We start from the raw sequence: 22,249 nt of genomic DNA, 5'->3' as shown, positions 1-22,249 counted from the left end.
GCCGCGCGAAGGCTGGCCGTTGAATCGGTTAACGCCCCCACTCGGACACTCGCCATGCATCCTCCAATCCGCATCGCCCTTTTGCTGCTGCTGATGGTGGCGTCAACCCTGTCGGTCGCCGCCGCCGAGGACTGCCCGGCCGGTAACGAAGCCGACCAGCGTCGCGCTCTGACGCTGCTGGAGCGCCAGCTCGCGGTCTGGGAGCGGGCTTATTATGAAGAGGGCCAGCGGCTGGTCGGCGACGACGTGTATGACAGCGCCAGGGCCCGCGCCGCGCGCTGGCGTGACTGCCTCGGTGAGCCGTCTCGCGCCGTCTCGGCCGCAGCGCCAGAGGGCAACAGCCTGCCTCATCCGGTAGCGCAGAGCGGGCTGGAGAAGGCCGCCGACCGCGCCGCGGTGATCGACTGGCTGAGCGCGCAGGGTGAACGGCCGCTGTGGGTGCAGCCCAAGGTCGACGGTGTGGCGGTGACGCTGCGCTACCGCCATGGCGAATTGGTGGCCGCCATCAGCCGCGGCGACGGCGAGCGTGGCCAGGATTGGACCCGCACTGTCGCTGCGCTGCCGGCGGTGCCGCGGCAACTGCCCGAAGAGGTGAGTATTACGCTACAGGGTGAACTCTATCGGCGGCTCGACGCCCATGTGCAGCGTCGTGACGGCGGTGCCGGCGCGCGCGCCGAGGTGATCGGTCTGATGGCGCGCGACGTACTGAGTGACGAGGCGGCGGCGCGCATCGGCTTTTTCGCCTGGGCCTGGCCCGATGGACCCATCGAGGGGCGGGCGCGCCTTGAGCGCCTGAGCGCGCTGGGTTTTACCGCGACGGCCGACTATACCCGCCGGGTCGAGGATATCGATGCCGTGGCCGACTGGCGACAGCGCTGGTATGGCGCGGCGTTGCCCTTTGCCAGTGACGGCATCGTCATCAAGCGTGCCGACCGCGCCGCGGGCCAGCCTGCGTCGGCGGCGGCGCTGGCGTGGAAGTATCCCGCCGTGCGGGCGCTGACGCGGGTCGAGGCCATTGAGGTGACGGTGGGGCGCAGCGGGCGGTTGACCCCGGTAGCCGTGTTGGCGCCAGTGATGCTGGATGACCGCGAGGTGAGCGCTGCCAGTCTGGGCTCCATTGCGCACTGGCGCGAACTGGATGTGCGCCCCGGCGATGAAGTTATCGTGGCGCTGGCCGGCGCCACCATCCCGCAAATCGAGCAGGTGGCGGTCGCCGCCGAGCCGCGGACACGGCTGGTGCTTCCCGACCCCGAGCGCTACCACGCGCTCTCCTGCCTGCGCCCTGCACCGGGCTGTCGCGAGCAGTTCGTGGCGCGGCTGGTATGGCTGGGCAGTGACGACGGGCTGGATATCGCCGGTCTGGGCGAAGCCCGCTGGAGCGCGCTGGTCGATGCCGGCCTGGTCGAGGGACTGCTTGACTGGCGTGAGCTGGAGATCGAGCAGCTGACAGCTCTGCCCGGCGTCGGCGAGACGCGCGCGGCCAACTGGCGGACGGCCTTCGACGCTGCCGAGCAGCAGCCGATGGCCCGCTGGCTGGTGGCGCTGGGATTGCCGCCGATTCCCGAGGCAATACGCGATGAGGCGCTGAAGGCGCCGCTGGCCGAGTTGGTCGGGCGCGACAGCGCGCGCTGGCAGCGCTTTGACGGTATCGGGGAGGTCCGCGCCGAACAGCTGACGGCGTTTTTTGACAATGCGGAGATCCGGCGGCTGATCGAAGCGCTCGATGACACGGATATGGCGGCCGGCGTGCTCTGAACACACCATAAAAAACGCCCCGGCCAACTGACCGGGGCGATATGGCGTGTGAACGATGGATCGCTCAGGCGCCCGAGCCGGACTGCGGCAGGGCATAGGCGATCACATAGTCCCCTTTTGGCGTGTGCATGAAGTGGTGGCCGGCGGCACGAATCATCACGTATTCACGTCCGTTGGCTTCATAGACGATGGGACTGGCCTGGCCACCGGCGGGCAGGGGCACGCTCCACACCGTCTTGCCGGTCTCCATGTCGATCGCGCGGAAGAGATTGTCGGTGGCGGCGGCGATGAAGATCAGGCCGCCGGCGGTGACCACCGAACCGCCGTTATTGGGCGTGCCGATATTGATCGGCAGGCCGGACTCGATGCCCCACGGGCCGTTGGCGCGGGCGGTACCCAGCGGACGATCCCAGAGGGTTTTGCCGCTGGCCAGGTCGATGGCGCGGATACCGCCGTAGGGCGGCTGGGTGCAGAGCAGGCCGGTGTAGGGGTTACGCCAGCCGGCGTTGATCTCGACGCCGTAGGGGGCCCCCACCTGGGGCGCACCTGCGCCCTCGATGGGGGTAGCGCCCTGATTCAGCTCGGCGCGGGTTTTCCAGCCCAGTTGGTTCACTTCTCCCCGCGAGATCAATTGATCGTACATCGCCATGTTGTTGTAGTTGGCGATGATCACGCCGCGCTGCGGGTCGACCGCAACGCTCCCCCAGTCGGAACCGCCGTTGTAGCTGGGATACTCGATGTAGGGCTGGTCGGCCATCGGCGGTGTGTAGGGGCCGTCGTAGCGAGCGCGCTCGAACTGAATGCGGCAGTAGAGCTGGTCGAACGGCGTCATGCCCCAGGTGTCGCGCGCGGTCAGATCGGGAAAGCGCAGATTGGCATACAGTGAGAAGGGCTGGGTTGCTGCGCGCTGGTCGGGCTCGGCGCCGCCCTGTGGCACCTTGCGCTCTTCGGCGCCGCCGCCCAGAGGCTTGCCGGTGCGCCGATCGAGGACATAGATTTCCGCCTGTTTGGTGGGCAGAATCAAGGCGGGAACCCGCTCACCGTTGCCGGTGGGGAAGTTGATCAGGGTTGGCTGCGCACCCTCGTCGTAATCCCATACGTCGTTATGCGCCGTCTGGAAGTGCCAGGCAGGCAGGCCGGTTTCCACGTTAAGCGCCACCAGTCCGCTGGAGTAGGTCTTTTCGGCCTCGGTACGGCTGCTGCTCCAGTAGTCGGGCAGGGCGTTACCCATAGGCAGATAGACCATGCCCAGTTTGCTGTCGCCCACTGCGGTGGTCCACATATTGGGCGAGGCGCGGGGGTAGGTGGCGTCGCCGGTCAATGGCTCGCTGTGGTCGGGGTTGGCGGCATCCCAGGCCCACAGTTCCTTGCCGGTGACCACATCGAAGCCCTTGATCACCCCCGAAGGCTCATGGTTGCTCTGGCCGTCAATGACCTCATGGCCGGTGATCAGCACGTTACGCACCACCACCGGCACACCGGAGATGGACACGTAGCCCTGTGGCACCTCGCCCATGTGATCGGTGATGCTCACCTGGCCATTGTTGCCGAAGCCGCTGCAGGGCTCACCACTGTGGGCGTCGACCTCGATCAGGCGCGCATCCAGGGTGCCGACGATGATGCGGTCGCGACACATGCTGTTGTCGTCGGCGACAGTCTGCGCGCCAGCGGCGTTTGAAGAGGAGGTATTGCCGCCGCTCTGGTCCGCCGCAGCGTTTGACGCGCCGTCACCTGATGCGCTCTGCGAGGCTGCGTTATTCGCGTTGTCGTCGGGCACCCGGTAGTAGACGAGGCCGCGGCAGGCGGCGGTATAGGGAATCGACTTGTCGCTGACGCCCGGGTCGTAGCGCCAGTTCTCCTTACCGCTGGCGGCATCGAGCGAGATCAGAATATCGTGCCCGGTGCAGACAAAAACGTCATCGCCGACCTTGAGCGGGGTGTTTTCGGTACCCCAGCCCTTCTGGACGACATCGCCGGTCTGATACTGCCAGGCGACCTGCAGATTGCCCACGTTCTGCGCCGTGATCTGATCCAGCGATGAGTAGCGTGTGGCGGCCGAGTCCTGACCGTAGGCGCTCCAGTCGCCGCGCTCTGGCACATCGGCGGGTTGCGCGCTGCCTACGTCGGTGGCGTAGCTGTTATCGGCCACGGCGGGCAGGTTGCCGGGCTTGTCGTAGCCGCGACCCGGCACGAAGGCCAGCGCGCCGGCGACCACAAGGCCCAGAAACAGGACACCCGCAGCGCTGAAACCGGCGCGCTGCGAGGGGCCGTCACGCAGCGCCGGTGTTACCAGCGCCACCAAAATGGCGAGAATCAGCACCAGGTCCAACCTTGGAATCCAGCGCCAGTAGTTGAGCCCGGACTCCCAGGCGGTCCACAAAAAGGTGCCGATCAGCACCAGTGCAAAGATCCAGGCCCCCGACATGCGGCCGCGCATCAGCTGGATAGCGGCGATCAGCATGGCGACACCGGCGATCAGGTAGTACCAGGAGCCGCCGAGGATCACCAGATAGAGTCCACCGCCGGCAATGGCGATGCCGCTCAGGGCGACAAGAATACCGACGATCAGGGCAAGGAGGGTGCCAGTGCTTCGTTTGTTCGATACGCTCATTAAGCTCTCCGTTGGCGAGCGCAACCCTGCAGGCTTTGAGCACATGCGTCTTCAGGTGGCGTGTTGCGCAAAAGGGGGTCTCCTTGCAGGAGACTGCCCGGATTTTTTTAAGTTACGTTTAAAGTTATCGAAGGGCTCGGCGCAAAAATCAAGTTCTGCAAGACTATTTTTTCATGATCCGGTTTAATCTTGCGCTGATCTGGCTCGCAGCCCGCGCGCTGGCGGTGACGCTATTTTCCTCGTCGCTATAGGGCCGCCTTAAAGCGTCGTTGAGACATAAAAAATCGCCGGGAGCGATTTTTTGATGCCGCAGGCGGCTCGCAGGGTGCCCACCAGAGAAGGCAGGGCAAAAAAACCGGCGCCCCTGTGGCGCCGGTTTCGCTGTTACCGCAACGTGTCGTGTGTTGCGGAATCAGCTCTTTCGGGACAGCGTTGCCAGCGCCTCGTTGAGGAGGGTGCTGGGGCGCATCGCCTGGCTCGCTTTGTCGTGATCGGGGTGGTAGTAACCGCCCAGTTCGACCGGCTTGCCCTGCACGCCGTTGAGCTCGCCAACGATCTCCTGTTCGCGCTCGGCGAGGGTCTTGTACAGCTCGCCGAACAGCTTTTTCAGCTCGGCGTCGTCGTCCTGCTCGGCCAGCGCCTTCGCCCAGTAGAGCGCCAGGTAGAAGTGGCTGCCGCGGTTATCCAGCTCGCCGGTCTTGCGTTTGGGCGACTTGTCGCTGTCGAGGAACTCGCCGTTGGCGCGATCCAGCGCGCTGGCCAGCACGAGGGCGCGCTGGTTGTCGAACGTCTTGCCGAGGTGTTCGAGTGACGCCGCCAGGGCGAGGAATTCGCCCAGCGAATCCCAGCGCAGGTGGTTCTCCTCCACAAGCTGCTGCACATGTTTGGGCGCCGAGCCGCCGGCGCCGGTCTCGAACAGGCCACCGCCGTTCATCAGCGGCACGATGGAGAGCATCTTGGCGCTGGTGCCCAGCTCCATGATCGGGAACAGGTCGGTGAGGTAGTCACGCAGCACGTTGCCGGTAACCGAGATGGTGTCCTCGCCGCGGCGGGTACGCGCCAGCGTTTTCTCCATCGCCGCCACCGGTGCCATGATCGAGATATCCAGCCCGTCGGTGTCGTGCTCCTTGAGATAGGCTTCGACCTTTTGGATCAGCGTCGCATCGTGGGCGCGCTCGGCGTCCAGCCAGAAAATCGCCGGCGTGTGGCTGTCGCGGGCACGGTTGACCGCCAGCTTGACCCAGTCGCGGATCGGTGCGTCCTTTGTCTGGCACATGCGCCAGATGTCCTCGCGCTCTACCTCGTGCTCGAACAGCACATGGCCGCTGTCATCGCTGACCCGCACGCTGCCGTCGGCGGGAATCTGGAAGGTCTTGTCGTGAGAGCCGTACTCTTCCGCCTTCTGCGCCATCAAGCCGACGTTGGGCACGCTGCCCATGGTGGTCGGGTCGAAGGCGCCGTTTTGGCGGCACTCCTCGATGGTGGCCTGATAGATACCGGCGTAGCAGCGGTCGGGGATTACCGCCTTGGCGTCGTGGCGGTCGTCATCGGCCCCCCACATCTTGCCGGAGTCGCGAATCATCGCCGGCATCGAGGCGTCGATGATCACATCGCTGGGCACGTGCAGGTTGGTGATGCCCTTGTGCGAGTCGACCATCGCCAGCGACGGGCGTGCCTTGTAGAGGGCGTCGATATCGGCCTTGATTTCGTCCTGCTTGTCGGTGGGCAGCGAGGCGATCGAGGCGTAGAGATCGCCGATACCGCTGTTGGGGCTGAAGCCGGCGCTTTTCAGCACCTCGGCGTGCTTGTCCAGCACCTCCCTGTAGAACTCACTGACCACCATGCCGAAGATGATCGGGTCGGAGACCTTCATCATGGTCGCCTTGAGGTGCAGCGAGAAGAGCACGCCCTGTTTTTGGGCGTCCTTGATCTCTGCGTCGATGAAGCGGCGCAGGTGGCGGCTGCTCATGCAGGCGCCGTCGATCACCTCGCCCTCGGTGACCGCGACCTCCTTGAGCAGGGTCTGGCTACCGTCCTTCTGCAACAGCTCGATCTTCACCTTGCCGGCCCTGTCGATTACCGCGGATTTTTCGGTGCCATAGAAGTCGCCCTCGCTCATGTGCGCCACGTGGGATTTCGAGTCGCTCGACCACTGGCCCATGCGGTGCGGGTACTTCTTCGCGTAGTTCTTGACCGACTGCGGCGCGCGCCGGTCGGAGTTGCCCTCGCGCAGCACCGGATTGACCGCGCTGCCCTTGACCCGATCATAGCGGGCGCGGGCGTCCTTCTCGGCGTCGCTGGCGGGTTCTTCCGGATAGTCGGGGAGGTCAAAGCCCTGCTTCTGCAGTTCGCGGATCGCCGCCTTGAGCTGCGGCACCGAGGCGCTGATGTTGGGCAGCTTGATGATGTTGGCCTCGGGCGTTGCGGCCAGCTCGCCCAGTTCGGCGAGATGGTCACCAATCTGCTGATCACTGCTCAGGCGGTCGGCAAACTGCGCAAGGATACGACCGGCCAGCGAGATGTCTCGGGTCTCGACGGTAATGCCGGCGGAGTCGGTAAAGGCGTCGATGATGGGCAGCAGCGAGTGGGTGGCCAGCGCAGGGGCTTCGTCAGTGAGGGTGTAGATGATCTTCGGCGTATTGGACATGCGGTGTGAGACCTCCTGGCAGCGGTTCTGATCCGAACGTGGTGACCCGCGAGTATAACAGCGCGCCCCGGGGTGCGCATGAGCCGCCGGCCCGACGGCAGAGGGCGTGCTGATTAAGGCGCCGGTAACGCAGCGCGACGGGGAGCCTGCTAGGCTATGCGGCTGTTCAAGGCCTGCCCGGCAATCGGGCGCGGAACACTGGGGAGGCGATATGGCGTGGTATCCGGCGCACTACAGGCAGCGCATCGGTGCGAGGCTCTCCGAGCTGATGGATCACCGTCGCGCGGTGTGGCTGCTGTTTTTCGCCTCGATGCTGGAAACCCTGATCGTGCCCATCCCCATCGAGACGATTCTGATTCCCTGGATGGTGCTGCGCCCGCAAAAGCGCTGGTGGCTGGCCACGGTAGCGCTGGCCGGCAACCTGCTGGCGGCGGCCATTGGTTACGGGCTGGGAGTCTGGGCAATGGGCCACTTCGGTGACCAGCTGATCGCGCTGTTCGGCGGCCAGCAGGCCTTCGACGCCTTCGATCAGCGCTTTGCCGACAACGGTTTTGTGGCAGTACTGTCGATCGGCGTTATTCCCATTCCCTTTCAGATCGCCATGCTGGTGGCGGGCAGCACCGGCTATCCCTTCCCGCTCTTTATGCTGGCCGCGGTGCTGGCACGCGGCGCGCGCTACTTCGGGTTGGCGCTGCTGGTGCACTTTGTCGGCGACCGGGCGCTCAGGCTTTGGAAGCGCAACGAGCGCGCCATGACGAAGCTGCTGATCGTGGCGGTGGCCGGCTATCTGATCTACAAGGCCATCGGCTGGCTGGGCGGCGGCTCGGCGTGAGCCAGCTAGTCGAGCACCACCAGCCGATCGGGCAGCTCGTTACGCTCGTGCGTGGCGGGGAAGTGCGTTTTCAGGAGCTCGCCGCAGGCCTCGATGCAGTCGAGAAAGCCCTGCCGAGTGTGCCCTGCGCCTACCTTGTGGGTGAAATCGGCAACGATGGAGGCCCACGCCGCGTCATCCAGCCGTGCGGAGATGCCCCGGTCGACCAGGATCTCGACGTAGCGCTCCGCCTGCGAGACGAAGATCAGCACCCCGGTACCGGCTTCGGTGTGGTGCAGGTTCTGCTCCAGAAACTGCCGTCGAGCGAGGTTGGAGGCGCGCCAGAAGCGCACATGGCGCGGGATCAGGCGCGTGGTCACTCGCGGGGTGCGAAACAGCAGGGCCAGTACCACAAAGCAGACCCACTGCACCAGCAGCACGCTCCAGGGGCCCACGACAAGACCGATCCAGCTGGCGATAACCGCCAGCGCGCCGGGCGCGATCAGCGCCAGGAGCCCCGCCCAGAGCAGCGGAATGTAGGCATAGTCGTCCGCCTGTGCCGCCAGCACCGTAACGATCTCTGCATCGGTCTCCCGCTCGATACGCGCAATGGCCTCGCCGACCTCGCGCTGTTCGCTTTCGCTCAATAGGGACATGACGTTCGATCCTTGTTCATCGCCTGCCTGATTACCAGCCGCCTGAGGCACCGCCGCCGCCAAAACCGCCGCCGCCACCGCCAAAACCGCCGCCACCGAAGCCACCCCCGCTGCTGCCGCCCATGAAACCGCCGCCGAAGCCGCCGCCGCCGCCGCCGCCCCCGCTGCGGACGATGATCATGACGATGGCGAGGAGAATGAAAAACCAGATGCCGGCACGGCCGACAGGGGCGGCGTCGCGCTGATTGCGCTGCTCGGGCTGTGCCAGCGGGTCGCCGCCGAGTACTTCGATCATCGCTTCGCTGCCGGCGACGATGCCGCGGGAGAAGTCGCCTTCGCGAAAGGCGGGGAGGATGCGCTGGTTGATGATGATCGAGGATTGGGCATCGGTCAGGCGCCCCTCCAGCCCATAGCCCACCTCGATGCGTACCCGGCGCTCGTCGCGGGCAACGATCAGCAGGGCGCCGTTGTTCTCCTCGGCCTGGCCGATGCCCCAGTGGCGACCGAGTTGATAGCCATACTGCTCGATGGTGTCGCCCTGCAGGTCGGGTAGCGTGACCACCACGATCTGCTCACCGGTCGCCTGTTCGTGCGCGGCCAGGCTCTCGGTGAGCTGCCTTTCGGCGGTGCTGTCGAGCAGGTTGGCGTTGTCCACCACACGCCCGGTCAGCTCGGGAAAATCGGCTGCGGCCTGGACGGCGGTGGCGCACAGCAAAAGCCAGAGGCCGATAATGAGCGAGCGGCTCAGAGGGTGTTGACAAAAGGGCTGCGCTCGACAATACGGCATTAAAATTGACCTCAAATGCTCATTTATCCCCATGTAAACTCCGCGTTTTCGGTCAATTTTGCCCTGTCTTGCCTTCGCTCGCCTGTTTTATAAACACCCTCTCAAGCGCATGACGAGTTCACCTGTGGTCGCAAAGGTCCAGGGAGATCAGAAATTCACCTGCGGCGGCTGGTCGGCATTCGACGCCGTCGCCTCGAAGTTCTCGCGCAGCGGCATATCGCTGTACAGCAGGCTGTGCCAGATCGTGCCCGGGAAGGTGCGGATTTCGGTGTTGTAGGCCTCGACCGCCTGGATGAAGTCGCGTCGAGCGACGGCAATACGGTTCTCCGTGCCCTCGAGCTGGGACTGCAGGGCCAGAAAGTTCTGATTGGAGCGCAGCTCGGGGTAGCGTTCGGAGACCGCCATCAGGCGGCTCAGGGCGCTGCCCAGCTGGCTCTGCGCCTGCTGGAACTGCTGTAGTCGCTCGGGGTTGTTGAGCGTCTGCGCATCGACCTGAATCGAACTCGCCCGGGCGCGCGCCTCGACCACCGCCGTTAGCGTCTCGCGCTCCTGGGTGGCGAAGCCCTTCACGGTCTCGACCAGGTTGGGGATCAGGTCGGCGCGGCGCTGGTATTGATTCTGAACCTGCGCCCAGGCCGATTTCACTCTTTCATCCAGCGTCGGGATGTTGTTGATACCGCAGCCGGAAAGCAGGACGCAGAGACACAGCAGTACCAGCCACTGCCAGTAGCGCTGCCGTAAAGTGGTGCGGCGGGAGCAAAAATCTTGATCGAGGTGTGTCGGCATCACAGCGTGTCTCGCACGGCAGACTTGAGAATTCAGTCTTCGGTTCAGTGGCAATGTGGCTATTACCACTACCATTTTAATGCCCTGTGTGAAACGCCCGGCACTATTTTTCGATGCACGCAGGCAGCGCGTTTTCGATGCACGCAGGCAGCGTGGCGGCCCACGACGAGCCGCCGCGCTGCCTCCCGGCTTTTATAATGCTCGCGACTACCAGTTCATGTTCCAGCCCAGCGAGAAGGTGCGTCCGCGCCCTTGGAAGCGGTAGAGCGCCTCGGGGCCGTAGGTCGGTGCATAGAACACTGCTGCGCGCTGTCCCCAGACGGTGGCGTAGCGTTTATCCAGCAGGTTTTCGATACCCAGTGTGAAGGTGCCGTAATCCGCGGTGCGCTGGCGGCCGATCAGATCGAAGGTGGTGAAGCCGTCGATTTCGTTGTCGCTGGCCGAACCCAGCTCACTGGCGTCGTCGGACAGGTCGAAGGCGTGGTTGCCCTGCAGGCGCAGCGAGCGCTGGTTATCGTCCCATTCGACGAAGGCGGTGGCGCTGGAGAGCGAGGCGTAACGGGCATCGCGGCGGTACCATTCGCCGTCGTCGGCCAGCTGTTCGGAGCGGGTCAGATGGGCGGTGCCGCCCACTTCCCAGTGGCGGCCGATATAGCGCGAGGTGGCGGCCTCGATGCCGTAGTCGCGGCGCTTGTCATCGACGATTTCGGTGCCCAGCTGGCGGTCGTTTTCCAGCGCCCGGTCGGACCATGAATAATAGAGCGCCAGCTGGCTGTCCCAGGCCTGGCTGCGATATCCCCAGCCCAGTTCGACCTGGTCGGTCTGGATGCCGTCGACCGGGTTGCGGCCGATATCGAACTGCGCGCCGCTGTAGACGCTGGCGACGTTGGGCAGCTCGAAGCCCTGGCTGTAGCTCGACCAGAAGCGGTGGCCGCTGTCGTACTCCTGCACCACGCCGAGGTTGAACAGCGTGGTGTCGTAGTCGTTGCGGCCGCCGGGATTGGTGGCGCTGCCTACGCTGAAGGCGTCGACATCGACATCGGCGTGCTCCTGACGCACCCCGCCCTGCACGCTCAGCCGCTCGGTGGCCTGCCACTCCAACTGGGCGTAGCCGGCGAAGCCGTCCACCGAGTAGCCGGGATAGCGCGGCCCGATGCGGTCGATATCCAGCTCGAGGCCGCCGCTGGCATCGGAGGTGGCGCGGTCGAAGTAGGCCTGATCGGAGCCGAAGCGCTCGTGGTAGTAATCCACGCCATAGGTTAGTTCCAGGTCGTCGCGCAGCGGCGCCACGAACAGCGCCCGGGCGCCGCCCAGATCGGTGCGCTGCTCGGAGGCGCGAAACTCGACGGCAGCGCGGTCGTCCACGTAGTAGGGGAAGGGCGAGAAGGTGCTGGTCTCTTCGCGATAGTAGCCCTGCAGGTAGAAATCCTGCCCCAGCAGATCGGCGTGGTGATAGTTGGCATTATAGAGCTGGCGTTCGGTGCCGGGGTCGCGGTCCGAGGCATAGCCGCCGCGAATCCCGGCGTTGCCCAGACTGCCCTGCTCGAGCTCGGGGAAATAGACGCCGCGCTCGCCCTCGAAGCCGGAGTCGTAATACTGCGCCAGCAGTTCGAGACGCTGCTGCTCGGCGAGATCGATCTCCATCGTGCTGAGCAGATCCACCGAGCGGTTGTCCTGCAGGTCGGTCTGCGCCAGGTCGGGGAAGATCTCCTCGTTATGGCCATCGTAGAAGCGCCCGTTCTCGGCGTAGGCCACCCCCAGCCGACCGCGCAGGCGTTCGTTGCCGCCGCTGACCGACTGCGCCACCCGGCGGTCGAAGTCGCGATGGTTATCAAAACCCGAGGTGGTGCTCACCTGCGTCTCGAAGTGGGGGCCACCCGCCTGCGGCGCTTTGGTGACGATGTTGATGGTGCCGCCGGTAGCGTTGCCGCCGTAGAGGCTGTTGGCACCGGAGAGCACCTCGACACGCTCGACATTGAACGGGTCGATCGAGTCGAACTGGCGCGACAGGCCACGCGAACTGGTCATCGGTACGCCGTCGATCAGGATCTGCGGACTGCGACCGCGCAGGTTCTGACCGTATTCGGTGCGCCCCTCGGGGGCGAAGTCCATTCCCGGAATCAGCTTGCCCAGCGCTGTCTTGAGATCCTCGCCAGCCTGGGTGCGGCTCTCGATCTGCTCGGCATCGACGATCCATACCGCGCCGGGAATGCGGTCCGGCGAGGCCGGGGTGCGTGAGCCGACGACCACCATGTCTTCCTGCGCCGCGGCGGTATTGGCGGCCGTGGTCGTCGTCGAGGTTGCTGCGGGTGGTGCAGTGGCTGCGAGCGATGCGTCGGACGGACGCTCTTCGGCGGCCTGCAGCGGTGCGGCGCTCAGCAGCACGCCGGCGCCCAGCGTCAGCCCGAAGCCGCGTGAGAAGTTGTATGGGCTCATGATGTCTGTTCCCTGGGATCCCTTCGCGGGAGATGGCCGAAATGAGAATGTTTCTTTTTGTCATTCCGGCACAGTACCTGCCCGCGTCACGATGAACAAGACGCAACGCCAGCGGCGAAGGAGTACCGCAAGGATGGCGTCAGCCACAACGCCTGGTGCTCTGTGCCGCGCCGCGCAGCACCAGCGCGGTCAGCACGACCACCGGCAGCAGCAGCCACAGATTGAGCCGTGACCACCCCAGCCAGGCGTTGAGCGGCCCCGCCAGCAGTGCCGAGAGGGTCACCAGGCCGAACACCAGGCAGTCGTTGAGTGCCTGAACGCCGGGCGCTTCCTCGGGCCGATGGGCGGTGGTCAGCCAGCCGCTGGCGGGCAGGAAGGTGAAGTTCCAGCCCAGCCCCAGCAGTACCAGACCGACGCCGAAGGCGTAGAGGGAAGGCGTCAGCAGCGCGCACAGCGCGCTCAGCGCCAGCAGGGCGGCTCCCGTGACAATCATCGCCACATGGCCGAAGCGTCGGGTCAGGTGGCCGGTAATAAAGGAGGGTGCGAACATCGCCAGCACATGGGCGCTGATGACTCCCGAAGTGGCCTCGAAGCTGTGTCCCTGATGTGCCATGGCCAGCGGCGTGGCGGTCATCGCCAGGTTCATCACCGTATAGCCGAGCGCCGCCGCGGCGACTGCCGCGATCAGCACCGGCCGCCGCAGCAGTGCCATGGTGGGCGTGCGCCGCGCCTGCCCCGGTGTGACCGGGTTGCGCAGCGCCAGCCGGCTGACCAGCGCCAGCGCGACAAGATAGAGCACTCCCAAACCCAGCAGGCTGCCGGCGAAGGGCACTGCCAGCAGATCCCGGGTCGCGGTTGCCAGCCAGGGGCCGAACAGCGCGGCCAGTACGCCGCCGGCCATCACCAGCGACAGTGCTCGATCGCGCTTGTCCGGGGCGGCATCGACGGCGGCAAAACGGTAGAGCATGCCGGCGCCGACGCTGGCCCCAATGGCCAGGGTGCCCAGGTTGAAGCCGATGAAGCTCTCCGCCAGCAGCGCCGCCAGCGCCACGGCAATGCCCGCAAGCCCCACCAGATTGGCGACGATGAAGGTGCGTCGCCGCCCCAGTCGTGCCGTCAACCCGCCGGCGGGCAGGGTGGCGAGCGTGACGCCCAGCATCTGGGCGGCCACCGGCAGCGTGCTCAGCGCCGCGCCCGGCGCCAGCCGGGCACCGATCAGCGGGTTGATGGTGATCAGTAAAATGTTGCCGCTGACCAGCAGTGCCTGGCACAGTGCCAGCCCCCATACGGTAGCGGGCAGTCGCTGACTGGCGGTTGTGGAGGGCGTGTTCATGGGGTGGCTCCCGATGGACCAAAGCGTTGACGATAGAGTGACGGCGGCAGGCCGAAGCGGCGCTGAAAAAGGCGCCGCAGCTGTTCGGCGCCGCCGAGCCGGCAGTGGGTGGCGATCCGGCTCAGCGGTACATCGCTCTCCAGCAGCAGACGGCGGGCGTGCTCCAGCCGCAGGCGGCTGACCAGCGCCGCCGGCGAGAGCTGCAGTTCACGTTGAAACAGCCGGGTCAGATGGCGGGGCGAGACCGCCATCGACGCTGCCATGGTCTCCAGCGTCCAGTCGCCGAGCGGGTCGGCGGTAACGCGATCGACCAACTGGCGCAGCCGGCCGCGGCTGCCGAGCTGGCAGCGCAGCGCTTCGCTGAACTGCGCCTGGTTACCGGGGCGGTGCAGAAACATCACCAGTTCGCGCGCTACCCGGCCGGCCAGCGCCGATCCGTGATCGCTGGCCAGCAGCGACAGGGCCAGGTCGATACCGGCGGTAATGCCGGCACTGGTATGGATGCCGCCGCTTTCGCAGTAGAGGGCATCGGCGTCCACATGCACTGCCGGGAAAGCCCGCGCCAGCGCTTCGGCGTGGCGCCAGTGGGTGGTGGCGTGGCGGCCGTCGAGCAGCCCGGCGCGAGCCAGTGCAAAGGCGCCGGTACAGACCGAACCGACGCGCGGCGTCCTTGCGGCGCGACGAGCGATGGCGGCGATCAGAGCGTCGTCCAGGCCGTGAACCCCCGAGCCCCCCGCGATCAGCAGGGTGTCGCCGGGCGGCGTGTCCGCCAGTGCATGGGGGGCGTGCAGCACCAGGCCGCCGTTGGTCGCTACTGTACCGGCCCTCGGGGCCAGTAGCCGAAGGCTGTAGAGCGGCGTTTCGTTGAGGACATTGGCGGTGGCAAATACCTGCCAGGGGCCGCTGACATCGAGCATCTGACAGTCGGGGTAGATCAGCAGGTCGAGGCGGTGCATGGGCGGCTGACTCCGCAGAAGGTGATAGACGCAGTCTGCGGCGACTTTCGATGCGTCGACAACGACCTGTGCCCCACCGATTCGGACATTTCCTGGTGCGGTGCGACATTGCGTCAACTCAAGCTGTGATCCATTGCCGCCGATTAAATGGTACTGAAGATATTCGTCAGCTTTTGTTGCACAAAAAGCCACCACTGGTTTAACAGCGGCACCGGGATAACATCATGCGAAATAACCAGCCCGTTTATAATCAGGAGTTTGTTCTTACTGACGACGACTATCTGATCTCGAGAACCGACGCCAGTGGACAGATTGCCTACGCCAACCCGGCTTTTGTGAAAGCCAGCGGTTTTCCTCGCGAAGAGTTGATCGGAGCACCTCATAATCTGGTGCGTCATCCCGACATGCCGGCGGCAGCCTTCGAGAACCTCTGGAAAACGCTCAAAAAGGGCGAGGCCTGGAGCGGCATCATCAAGAATCGTCGCAAGGATGGCGGCTTTTACTGGGTGCAGTCCACCGTGACGCCGATTTTTGAAGCGGGCCGAGTGGTCGGCTACACCTCGGTGCGGGTCAGGCCATCGGATCAGGCGCGACGACTGGCCGAGCGCGTCTATCCGCAGATGCGGGCCGGCCAGAAAAGCCGTTACCGGCTGGATCACGGCGAGCTGCGCCGGCGCGGCACCATCGGCTGGCTGCAGCGGCTTTCGCTGCGCTCGCTCAAGGGAAGGCTGATCACCCTGGTGGCGGTAGCGCTGGCGGTAGTGGCGCTGGGCGGCGGCCTCTCTCTGTCCATGCAGCAGGGCAGCCAGCAGAGCCTGCAGCAGCTGAGCCAAAATGGCGTCGAGGATATAGCGCGCCTGCAGCAGATCGATCAGTTGATGGGGCGTGGCGTCAACCTGCTCGGTGACCCGGTGAATAACCCGGTGGGCACCGAGATGGCACCGATCGAGGCGCAGGCCGAGCAGTTGGCCAATGAGATACGCACTGCCTGGCAGGGCTACCATGATCGCCAGGCCAACCGCACGCCGGCCGCCGGGATTCTCAACGCCGACATCGCCAATTATCTCGATAACGGAATTGAAGCGGTGGTGACCGCACTTGGCAATGATGACTACTACGACGCGCTGATGACCTATAACGATGTGCTGGTCGGCCACCGGGATGAGATCAGCCAGCATCTCAACGCGCTCGTACAGCAGCAGCGTGACAGTGCCATCGAGCTGGCGACGCAGGCGTCACAGCGCCAGCAGACGGCGTTCGTTCTCCTGGCGGGACTTTTCACTGCCGGACTGGCCGTACTGCTTTTACTGGGCCTGATGACGATACGCGCGGTGCTGAAACCCCTGCGCGAAGCGCTCGACTTCACGCTGCAGATCGCCAGCGGCAACCTCGCTGCCAATCTACAGCAGCGCCGTAACGATGATGTGGGCCGCCTCATCGGCGCTCTCGATCGCATGAAGCGCAGCCTGGTGACTATCGTCGAAGACGTGAACGGCAACGTTGCGGTCGTCAGGCCGGCGACCCATGACATCGCCAGCGGCAATGGCGATATCTCGCGACGCACCGAGCAGCAGTCGAATTCGCTGGCGCAGACGGCGAGCAGCATGGAGGAGATGACCGCAACGGTGAAGCAGAACGCCGACAACGCCCGGCAGGCCAGCGAACTCGCCGACGGCGCGACCGCGTCGGTGCGTCGCAGCGGCGAGGTGATGAACCAGGTGGTCGATACCATGCACAACATCACCGAGGGCTCGAAGCGCATGGCAGATATCGTCGGGGTGATCGACTCGATCGCTTTCCAGACCAACCTGCTGGCGCTCAACGCCTCGGTCGAGGCGGCACGCGCCGGCGAGCAGGGGCGTGGTTTTGCCGTGGTGGCCGGTGAGGTGCGCAACCTGGCCGGCCGCAGTGCGGAGGCCGCGCGGGAAATTCGCGAGCTGATCGATGGCTCCGGTCAGCAGGTATCACAGGGTGCCGAGCTGGTGCACCGCGCCGAGGTTTCGATCGGCGAGGTGGTCGATGCGGTCACCCGGGTCAACGACATCATCAGGGAGATATCTGCCGCTTCCGGCGAGCAGACCAGCGGTATCGAGCAGATCAGCCAGGCGGTGGCACAGATCGATGAAGTGACCCGCCACAACGCCGAACAGGTGCAGACAACCGCCGACTCCGCTGGCGACCTGCGCGCCAGCGTCGAACATCTGACTCAGTCGATCGCCGTGTTCCGCCTGCCCGGTAGTAGCGCGGAAAAGGCCGGCGGGTACCGGGCGTTGACGTCGCAGGATGGCGAGACGCCGTCTGATGAACAGGCCAGCCGCCAGCCAGTGAGATTGCAGGCGCTCGATACGCGTCGTCAGCTGACCCGGGCGTGATGAGGTCGTTGCGCGGGCCTTTTGAAGGATAACCCGCTCGCGCTGCGCTATGCGGATAATGCGCCGGCGGCGCCGTTTGGTCGGGATTATTCAAAAATGGCGCCGCTCAGCCAGCCGGCGCTCTGTTGCGCCATGCCCTCTGCCATCAGTCCGTCCCTGACGCTGCGCTGGGTGGCGCTGTCCTTGTGCTGCGCCGCCTTCTGCTTGCCCACCAGCCGTTCGATGGTCAGTTCGATACCGACGATGGCGCGGCACATGCCGTCGATGTAATCCGCCGGGGCGTCGTCGATCGACCAGGGCGCTGCGCGGTCGTGTTCGAAGCGTGTCGTCAGCGCCGCGACGTGCGCCCGCAGCCAGTGGGCGTCATCTATCAGGCGCAGCCGGCCGTGGGCCTCGAGCGCCAGATAGTGCCAGGTGGGCACCACTTTGCCGTGCTCGCCCCTGGCCGGATACCAGCTCGGTGTGATGTAGGCGTTGGGTCCGTGGAAGAGCGCCATGGCGTGCGCCGGTGACTGCCGGCAGAGCGGATTGGCGCGGGCAATATGGCCGCGCAGCACGCCCTTTGCACCCTCTTCGGCATGCAGCAGCAGCGGCAACGGGTTGGCCTCCGGGCGGCCCTCGCCGGTGACGGTCACTAGAGTGGCGAAAGGGTAGCGCCGCATCAGCGAGCGCTGCGCTTCGGGCTCGTCGAGCCGGAAGTGACGGGGTAGATACATGACTCAGACCTTTAGCGTCCAGTTTTCGAATGCCCTGTCGCACTGCCAGCCCAGCGAGGCGTAGAGCGCCTTCGCGGTGTGGTTGTGGGTCTGGGTGCGCAGCATCAGTCCCGGTACGCCGTGCGCGTTGGCCAGTTCGGCGGCGGCGTTCATCAGCGCGCGGCCGGTGCCTCGCCCGCGCGCTTCGGGGTCGACAAACAGATCGTTGAGCAGCCAGCGCGGGGCAAGACTGACGGTGGAGAGCAGCGGGTAGAGCTGCACGAAGCCATCCGGCCCGGCACCGCTGTCGTGTACCAAAAGATGTGAATCGCCTTGTGTCAGCCGCTGATGCAGGAACTCACGTGCGGCGGCCTGATGGCTGTTCTGACCGTAGAAGACCCGATAGCCGTCGAGCAGCGGTACCAGGGCGTCCAGATCATCAAGGGTGGCAGTGCGAATATCGGTCATCAGGGGCTCCCGCGAGTGGCTCATGTGTCACTATCATGGCCAGGCGCCGGTTCGCCTGTAAGGGCCGGTTTCAATCAAAACGGGGGAGCCGGTGAATCAGCAGTAGCGGTCAGGGTAAATCTTGCTGAGAGTGCGGGATTGCCGTACTTTAGGATGATGAAGATTGACTTTGATCCGGTCAAGGACGGTAACAATCGTGACAAGCATGGCGTCTCTCTCACCAAAGGCGCTGCGGTGCTTGCCGATCCGGAACGGCTGGAGATGCTCGATATCCGTTTTACCCATATCGAGGAGCGCTTGATTGCCTATGGGAAAGTCGGTGAACGGGTATGGGTCTGCGTATTTACCATGCGAGAGCAGATTCATCGCATCATCAGCGTGAGGAAAGCCAATGAACGTGAAACACGGCGCTATCATAACGCCCGGCGCTGAAGCGGATGTTGATACACCGCTCACCGATGAGGAGTTCGAACGGGGGCGTAGCGCCCTCCTGGCGCGTCGCGCCCGAGCCGCCACCGGATTGTCGCAGCGCGTCTTTGCCGAGCGGTTCGGTATCCCCCTCGGCTCACTGCGTGACTGGGAGCAGGGGCGCCGTACCCCCGAAGCTGCGGTGCTAAGTTATATGCGTGTTATCGCCCGCGCTCCCGATGCAGTGATCGACGCTCTGCATGACGCCAGCTGATCGAAACGAGTGCTGCTTATCGGCATCGGCGATGGCAAAGTCGCAGCGGCCGGTGAACCGGCATAAACGCAGCGACTGGATTATCGAGGCGCTGGCGATGCGCCTGGCACAACGCAAGGGGTCAACGCTGAGCAGGACACTTTACGGTGCCCTGCGCGAGCTGATTCAGAGCGGCGAGCTGGCCCCCGGCAGTGCGCTGCCTTCGTCGCGGCGGCTGGCGCGGGCGCTGCGGGTGGGGCGCAATACCGCCCTGGCGGCGCTCGACCGGTTGGTCGCCGAGGGCTTTGTGCATGCCAGATCGGGCGCGGGGCTGTTCGTTGTCGAGCTGTCGATGCCGGCAGCTGATACCCCGCTCTCGGCCGAGCGCGGGGCGACGGCGCTGTCGCAGCGCGGTTCGGCGCTGCTCGATGACTGCACTACCCTGAATATCACCCATCGCGCCTTCGCACCCGGCGTGCCGGCGCTCGATCTCTTTCCCCGCGAGCAGTGGCAGCGGTTGCTGCGCCGGCATCGTCAGCGCGCCCCCGAGCAGTGGCTGGCCTATCGCAGCGAGGGCGGTGTGGCGGCTCTGAAGGCGGCGCTTTGCGACTATCTGCGCCTGTCGCGTTCGGTGCGCTGCACGCCGGCGCAGATTCTGATCACCCAGGGGGCGCAGCAGGGCTTCGAGCTGATCGCCCGTCTGTTGGCCGATCCCGGCGACTGTGCCTGGATCGAGGAGCCCGGCTATGGCGGTGCCCGGGCAGCACTGGCGGCCGCCGGCCTGACACTGGCGCCGGTACCGGTCGATGGCGAGGGCATCGACCCGCAGCGGGCGCCGTCGGGCGCGTCGCCGCAGCTGGTCTATGTCACTCCGTCGCACCAGTATCCGTGCGGGGTGACGCTCTCCATGACGCGGCGACTGGCGCTGATCGAGACCGTTGAGCGCAGCGGCGGCTGGATCATCGAAGACGACTACGACAGCGAATTTCGCTACGCCTCGCCGCCGCTGGCCGCGCTGCAGGGGCTGAGCGAGGAGGCGCGGGTGATTTACGTGGGCACCTTCAGCAAGGTGCTCTATCCGGGGTTGCGGCTGGGCTATCTGGTGCTGCCCGAGGGGCTGGTCGATCCCTTTCGGCGCGCCAACGCGCGGCTGCATCGCGAGGGGCAGTACGTGGTGCAGTCGGCACTGGCCGAGTTTATCGACGCCGGCCACTTCTCCCGTCACGTGGCGCGCATGCGCCGCGCCTACCGCGCGCGACAGACGGCGCTGCGCGAGGCGCTGGCACCGGCCACCGCCAAAGGGCTTGCGCTCTCCGAGGGGCACGCCGGCATGCATCTGCTGGCCGGACTGGCAGGTATCGAACAGGAGCGCGCGCTGGTCGAATCGGCGCGGGAGGCGGGTATCGAACTGTCGCCGCTGTCGCACTATTTTCTCGGCGGCGCGGCCGAGCCCGGGCTGGTACTGGGCTATGCCGGCAGCCCCGAGGCGGAGATCGCACGCGCCGGTGAGTGGCTGGCGAAGGCGTGGTTGCGGTCAGGATGAGCCGTTATGACAGGTCATATACCTTTTGAACGGTGTCATTCAGCGTTCGATAGGTGCGAAAGCCCATCGCCTCATAATATTGCAGGCCGGAGGGGTTGTCCGCGCCAATGCAGGCGTCAATTTTTTCCAGCCCGGCTTGTCGCGCGGCTGCGGTACTGCAGGCAAACAGCCGTTTGCCGACGCCCTGCCGCTGGGCGCGCGGGCTGATATGCGTGCCGATAATGCCCCAGCCTTGAGGGGCATTGTACGGATTGTCGGCGACGGCTCTTTTCAGCGACTGGAAGCCAACGACCCTCCCTGTGGCATCGACGGCAAGGGTGCAGGCGATGCCCGCCGGATCGGCGATATAGCGGTCAATGACAAAAGCCACATCGCTGGCGCGTTGCCGCTTGGTGTGCGCAATGATCTCCCGGAGCACCAGGCTCATTGCTTCGGCGTCGTCTATCGAGGCTGCTCGTGTTTCCATCTGTTCCTCGCTCGATGATGGCTGCTGGTCCAGCCACGCCCCGATGACCTGGTGCGCCGCCTCCCTCAGAGCGGCGCCATGGCGTTGCGCATCGGCGCGCAGCGTGCGCGGATCGATGCCGGCCCGGGCCAGTTCGCAGCAGTGGCCGACCAGCCAGCGTTCAATGCGATCGGCGTCGGCTTCCAGGTGGAACTGCAATCCCGATACGGCATCGCCGGCGGCGAAGGCCTGCTGCGCACAGCGATCCGTGCCGGCCAGCAGGCGGCTGCCCGCAGGCTGCTCGAAACGGTCGCCATGCCAGTGTAGCACCGGCACGCCGGCCAGCGGGGCCAGTACTGAGTGGTCGCCCTCGTCGGTCAGTATCAGTGCGCTGAAGCCGATCTCCTTGAACCCCATGGGCACTACCGCCGCGCCCAGCAGGCGGGCGATCAACTGCGCCCCCAGGCAGATGCCGAGCAGCGGGCGACCGCTGGCCAGGCGCCGTTCGAGCAGGCGAAGTTCATCGCTCAAAAAGGGATAGATCGCCTCATCAAGGGCACCGATCGGCCCGCCCAGTACGATGAGCAGATCGCAGGCGGTCGCCTCTATTTCCGACAGCTCTTCCACGGCGGGGTCGAGATAGCGCACCTCGAAGCCGCGCTGGTGCAGCAGCGGCTCCAGCGTGCCGAGGTCTTCGAAGTGAACGTGGCGCAGGGCCAGCGCAGTCTTCATGCGGTATGCTCCGATGGATTGTCAGTTGGGTCGCCGTCGGGCCAGTAAACGCTGTTGGGGGTGGCGCGGGCGCCGAAAATCGCCTGGCCGACGCGCACGATGGTGGCGCCCTCCTCGATGGCCAGCTCGAAATCGCCGGACATGCCCATCGACAGTGCTTGCAGGGTGATGCCGGCCGGCGCCTGTTGGCGCAGGCTGTCCAGCGCCTGGAACTCGCTGGCGAACCGCGCCACGGCCCGCGCCTTGTTGGTCTGCAGGTGGCCGATCACCGACCAACGCAGATCGTCGAGGTCCGCCATCGCTGCGGCCTTGCGCTGTGCTTCCTGCAATCGATTCTCGCCCAGTTCTCTACAGCCGGCGGCATAGGCCAGGCGAATGTGCGCCTCGGGGACGGTCTTGCTCACCGGCAGCAGGCGCACTTCGGCTGGATCGCGCCCCGCGCGAGCGCAGGCAGCGGCGATGCGCGCGTGTACCGCCGCCAGGTTGTGGCGGAAATTCTCGACGCTATAGGCAGTCGGCCAGCAAGGTGTGGGCAGGGACATCGACGGCTTCTCT

Annotated in this window: 18 protein-coding genes; 6 read left to right on the top strand and 12 right to left on the bottom strand. The window is 65.5% G+C overall.

Translation table 11 applies throughout. The annotated features are described in order from the left end of the window. The first annotated feature begins 54 nt into the window (after positions 1-54). Positions 55-1,755 carry an NAD-dependent DNA ligase LigB gene (gene ligB / locus H146_RS0113770; RefSeq protein ID WP_019952467.1) on the top strand — a complete coding sequence of 567 codons (1,701 nt, stop codon included), beginning with the start codon at positions 55-57 and terminating at the stop codon, positions 1,753-1,755. Positions 1,756-1,819: 64 nt separating this feature from the next. Here ligB and H146_RS0113765 read toward each other — a convergent pair whose 3' ends face one another. Together H146_RS0113765 and H146_RS0113760 are read right to left on the bottom strand one after the other, a co-directional pair. Next, positions 1,820-4,366: a membrane-bound PQQ-dependent dehydrogenase, glucose/quinate/shikimate family gene (locus tag H146_RS0113765; protein WP_019952466.1), complete on the bottom strand. Its 2,547-nt coding sequence runs from the start codon at positions 4,364-4,366 to the stop codon at positions 1,820-1,822. 412 nt (positions 4,367-4,778) lie between these two features. After that, positions 4,779-7,013, bottom strand: a complete 2,235-nt coding sequence (locus H146_RS0113760) for an NADP-dependent isocitrate dehydrogenase (protein ID WP_019952465.1) — start codon at positions 7,011-7,013, stop codon at positions 4,779-4,781. Positions 7,014-7,224: 211 nt separating this feature from the next. On the opposite strand from H146_RS0113760, the gene H146_RS0113755 reads away from it, so the two are divergent. Further along, positions 7,225-7,845 carry a YqaA family protein gene (locus tag H146_RS0113755; RefSeq protein ID WP_019952464.1) on the top strand — a complete coding sequence of 207 codons (621 nt, stop codon included), beginning with the start codon at positions 7,225-7,227 and terminating at the stop codon, positions 7,843-7,845. 5 nt (positions 7,846-7,850) lie between these two features. On the opposite strand, the gene H146_RS0113750 is transcribed toward H146_RS0113755, so the two are convergent. The 6 genes from H146_RS0113750 to H146_RS0113725 form a co-directional block, all read right to left on the bottom strand. After that, a complete protein-coding gene (locus tag H146_RS0113750; RefSeq protein WP_019952463.1) occupies positions 7,851-8,480 on the bottom strand; it encodes a TPM domain-containing protein in 630 nt (209 codons plus the stop codon). A gap of 31 nt (positions 8,481-8,511) precedes the next feature. Continuing rightward, positions 8,512-9,267 (bottom strand): TPM domain-containing protein, encoded by a 756-nt coding sequence (locus H146_RS0113745; protein ID WP_019952462.1) that lies wholly within the window; start codon positions 9,265-9,267, stop codon positions 8,512-8,514. A 147-nt stretch (positions 9,268-9,414) separates the two neighbouring features. After that, positions 9,415-10,053 carry a LemA family protein gene (locus H146_RS0113740; RefSeq protein WP_019952461.1) on the bottom strand — a complete coding sequence of 213 codons (639 nt, stop codon included), beginning with the start codon at positions 10,051-10,053 and terminating at the stop codon, positions 9,415-9,417. A gap of 207 nt (positions 10,054-10,260) precedes the next feature. Then, positions 10,261-12,489 carry a TonB-dependent receptor gene (locus H146_RS0113735; RefSeq protein ID WP_019952460.1) on the bottom strand — a complete coding sequence of 743 codons (2,229 nt, stop codon included), beginning with the start codon at positions 12,487-12,489 and terminating at the stop codon, positions 10,261-10,263. Between the two features lie 139 nt (positions 12,490-12,628). Further along, positions 12,629-13,822 (bottom strand): MFS transporter, encoded by a 1,194-nt coding sequence (locus H146_RS0113730; RefSeq protein ID WP_019952459.1) that lies wholly within the window; start codon positions 13,820-13,822, stop codon positions 12,629-12,631. Then, on the bottom strand, positions 13,819-14,778 hold the full coding sequence (locus tag H146_RS0113725; RefSeq protein WP_019952458.1) for a GlxA family transcriptional regulator: 960 nt from the start codon (positions 14,776-14,778) through the stop codon (positions 13,819-13,821). The genes H146_RS0113730 and H146_RS0113725 overlap by 4 nt, the downstream gene beginning before the upstream one ends. A gap of 224 nt (positions 14,779-15,002) precedes the next feature. Between H146_RS0113725 and H146_RS0113720 the strand changes: the two genes are divergently transcribed. Beyond that, on the top strand, positions 15,003-17,150 hold the full coding sequence (locus H146_RS0113720) for a methyl-accepting chemotaxis protein (protein WP_019952457.1): 2,148 nt from the start codon (positions 15,003-15,005) through the stop codon (positions 17,148-17,150). 86 nt (positions 17,151-17,236) lie between these two features. Here H146_RS0113720 and H146_RS0113715 read toward each other — a convergent pair whose 3' ends face one another. Beyond that, complete coding sequence (locus H146_RS0113715) at positions 17,237-17,866, bottom strand: FMN-binding negative transcriptional regulator (protein ID WP_019952456.1); 630 nt, start codon at positions 17,864-17,866, stop codon at positions 17,237-17,239. Positions 17,867-17,869: 3 nt separating this feature from the next. Continuing rightward, positions 17,870-18,313 carry a GNAT family N-acetyltransferase gene (locus H146_RS0113710; protein ID WP_019952455.1) on the bottom strand — a complete coding sequence of 148 codons (444 nt, stop codon included), beginning with the start codon at positions 18,311-18,313 and terminating at the stop codon, positions 17,870-17,872. Positions 18,314-18,466: 153 nt separating this feature from the next. Between H146_RS0113710 and H146_RS0113705 the strand changes: the two genes are divergently transcribed. From H146_RS0113705 to pdxR, 3 genes are read left to right on the top strand one after another with little or no spacing between them, the layout of a single operon-like run. After that, positions 18,467-18,745 (top strand): BrnT family toxin, encoded by a 279-nt coding sequence (locus H146_RS0113705; protein WP_019952454.1) that lies wholly within the window; start codon positions 18,467-18,469, stop codon positions 18,743-18,745. Further along, the gene (locus H146_RS0113700) at positions 18,705-18,995 is read left to right on the top strand and encodes a helix-turn-helix domain-containing protein (protein ID WP_051091024.1); all 291 of its coding nucleotides are present in this window, start codon (positions 18,705-18,707) and stop codon (positions 18,993-18,995) included. Before H146_RS0113705 ends, H146_RS0113700 begins: the two co-directional genes overlap by 41 nt. A 31-nt stretch (positions 18,996-19,026) precedes the next feature. Then, positions 19,027-20,517 carry a MocR-like pyridoxine biosynthesis transcription factor PdxR gene (pdxR, locus tag H146_RS0113695; RefSeq protein ID WP_019952452.1) on the top strand — a complete coding sequence of 497 codons (1,491 nt, stop codon included), beginning with the start codon at positions 19,027-19,029 and terminating at the stop codon, positions 20,515-20,517. A gap of 4 nt (positions 20,518-20,521) precedes the next feature. Here pdxR and H146_RS21900 read toward each other — a convergent pair whose 3' ends face one another. Both H146_RS21900 and H146_RS0113685 read right to left on the bottom strand, forming a co-directional pair. After that, entirely contained in the window at positions 20,522-21,694 is a 1,173-nt protein-coding gene (locus tag H146_RS21900) for a glutamine amidotransferase (protein ID WP_019952451.1), read from the bottom strand. Then, positions 21,691-22,236, bottom strand: a complete 546-nt coding sequence (locus H146_RS0113685) for a type III PLP-dependent enzyme domain-containing protein (RefSeq protein WP_019952450.1) — start codon at positions 22,234-22,236, stop codon at positions 21,691-21,693. Before H146_RS0113685 ends, H146_RS21900 begins: the two co-directional genes overlap by 4 nt. Between the last annotated feature and the right edge of the window lie 13 nt (positions 22,237-22,249).

Origin of the sequence: Kushneria aurantia DSM 21353 (assembly GCF_000382245.1) — a bacterium.
Lineage (GTDB): Bacteria > Pseudomonadota > Gammaproteobacteria > Pseudomonadales > Halomonadaceae > Kushneria > Kushneria aurantia.
Note: the sequence above shows the minus strand (reverse complement) of the source record. Positions and strands in the feature narration are given on the sequence as shown.

Excerpts from the sequence above, each read along its gene's own strand:
- H146_RS0113725 (WP_019952458.1), bottom strand. The coding sequence starts at position 14,778 with ATGCACCGCCTCGACCTGCTGATCTACCCCGACTGTCAGATGCTCGAT.
- H146_RS0113765 (WP_019952466.1), bottom strand. The coding sequence starts at position 4,366 with ATGAGCGTATCGAACAAACGAAGCACTGGCACCCTCCTTGCCCTGATC.
- H146_RS0113700 (WP_051091024.1), top strand. The coding sequence starts at position 18,705 with ATGAACGTGAAACACGGCGCTATCATAACGCCCGGCGCTGAAGCGGAT.
- H146_RS0113760 (WP_019952465.1), bottom strand. The coding sequence starts at position 7,013 with ATGTCCAATACGCCGAAGATCATCTACACCCTCACTGACGAAGCCCCT.
- H146_RS21900 (WP_019952451.1), bottom strand. The coding sequence starts at position 21,694 with ATGAAGACTGCGCTGGCCCTGCGCCACGTTCACTTCGAAGACCTCGGC.
- H146_RS0113715 (WP_019952456.1), bottom strand. The coding sequence starts at position 17,866 with ATGTATCTACCCCGTCACTTCCGGCTCGACGAGCCCGAAGCGCAGCGC.
- ligB (WP_019952467.1), top strand. The coding sequence starts at position 55 with ATGCATCCTCCAATCCGCATCGCCCTTTTGCTGCTGCTGATGGTGGCG.
- H146_RS0113685 (WP_019952450.1), bottom strand. The coding sequence starts at position 22,236 with ATGTCCCTGCCCACACCTTGCTGGCCGACTGCCTATAGCGTCGAGAAT.
- H146_RS0113710 (WP_019952455.1), bottom strand. The coding sequence starts at position 18,313 with ATGACCGATATTCGCACTGCCACCCTTGATGATCTGGACGCCCTGGTA.
- H146_RS0113750 (WP_019952463.1), bottom strand. The coding sequence starts at position 8,480 with ATGTCCCTATTGAGCGAAAGCGAACAGCGCGAGGTCGGCGAGGCCATT.
- pdxR (WP_019952452.1), top strand. The coding sequence starts at position 19,027 with ATGGCAAAGTCGCAGCGGCCGGTGAACCGGCATAAACGCAGCGACTGG.
- H146_RS0113730 (WP_019952459.1), bottom strand. The coding sequence starts at position 13,822 with ATGAACACGCCCTCCACAACCGCCAGTCAGCGACTGCCCGCTACCGTA.
- H146_RS0113705 (WP_019952454.1), top strand. The coding sequence starts at position 18,467 with ATGATGAAGATTGACTTTGATCCGGTCAAGGACGGTAACAATCGTGAC.
- H146_RS0113745 (WP_019952462.1), bottom strand. The coding sequence starts at position 9,267 with ATGCCGTATTGTCGAGCGCAGCCCTTTTGTCAACACCCTCTGAGCCGC.
- H146_RS0113735 (WP_019952460.1), bottom strand. The coding sequence starts at position 12,489 with ATGAGCCCATACAACTTCTCACGCGGCTTCGGGCTGACGCTGGGCGCC.
- H146_RS0113740 (WP_019952461.1), bottom strand. The coding sequence starts at position 10,053 with ATGCCGACACACCTCGATCAAGATTTTTGCTCCCGCCGCACCACTTTA.
- H146_RS0113755 (WP_019952464.1), top strand. The coding sequence starts at position 7,225 with ATGGCGTGGTATCCGGCGCACTACAGGCAGCGCATCGGTGCGAGGCTC.
- H146_RS0113720 (WP_019952457.1), top strand. The coding sequence starts at position 15,003 with ATGCGAAATAACCAGCCCGTTTATAATCAGGAGTTTGTTCTTACTGAC.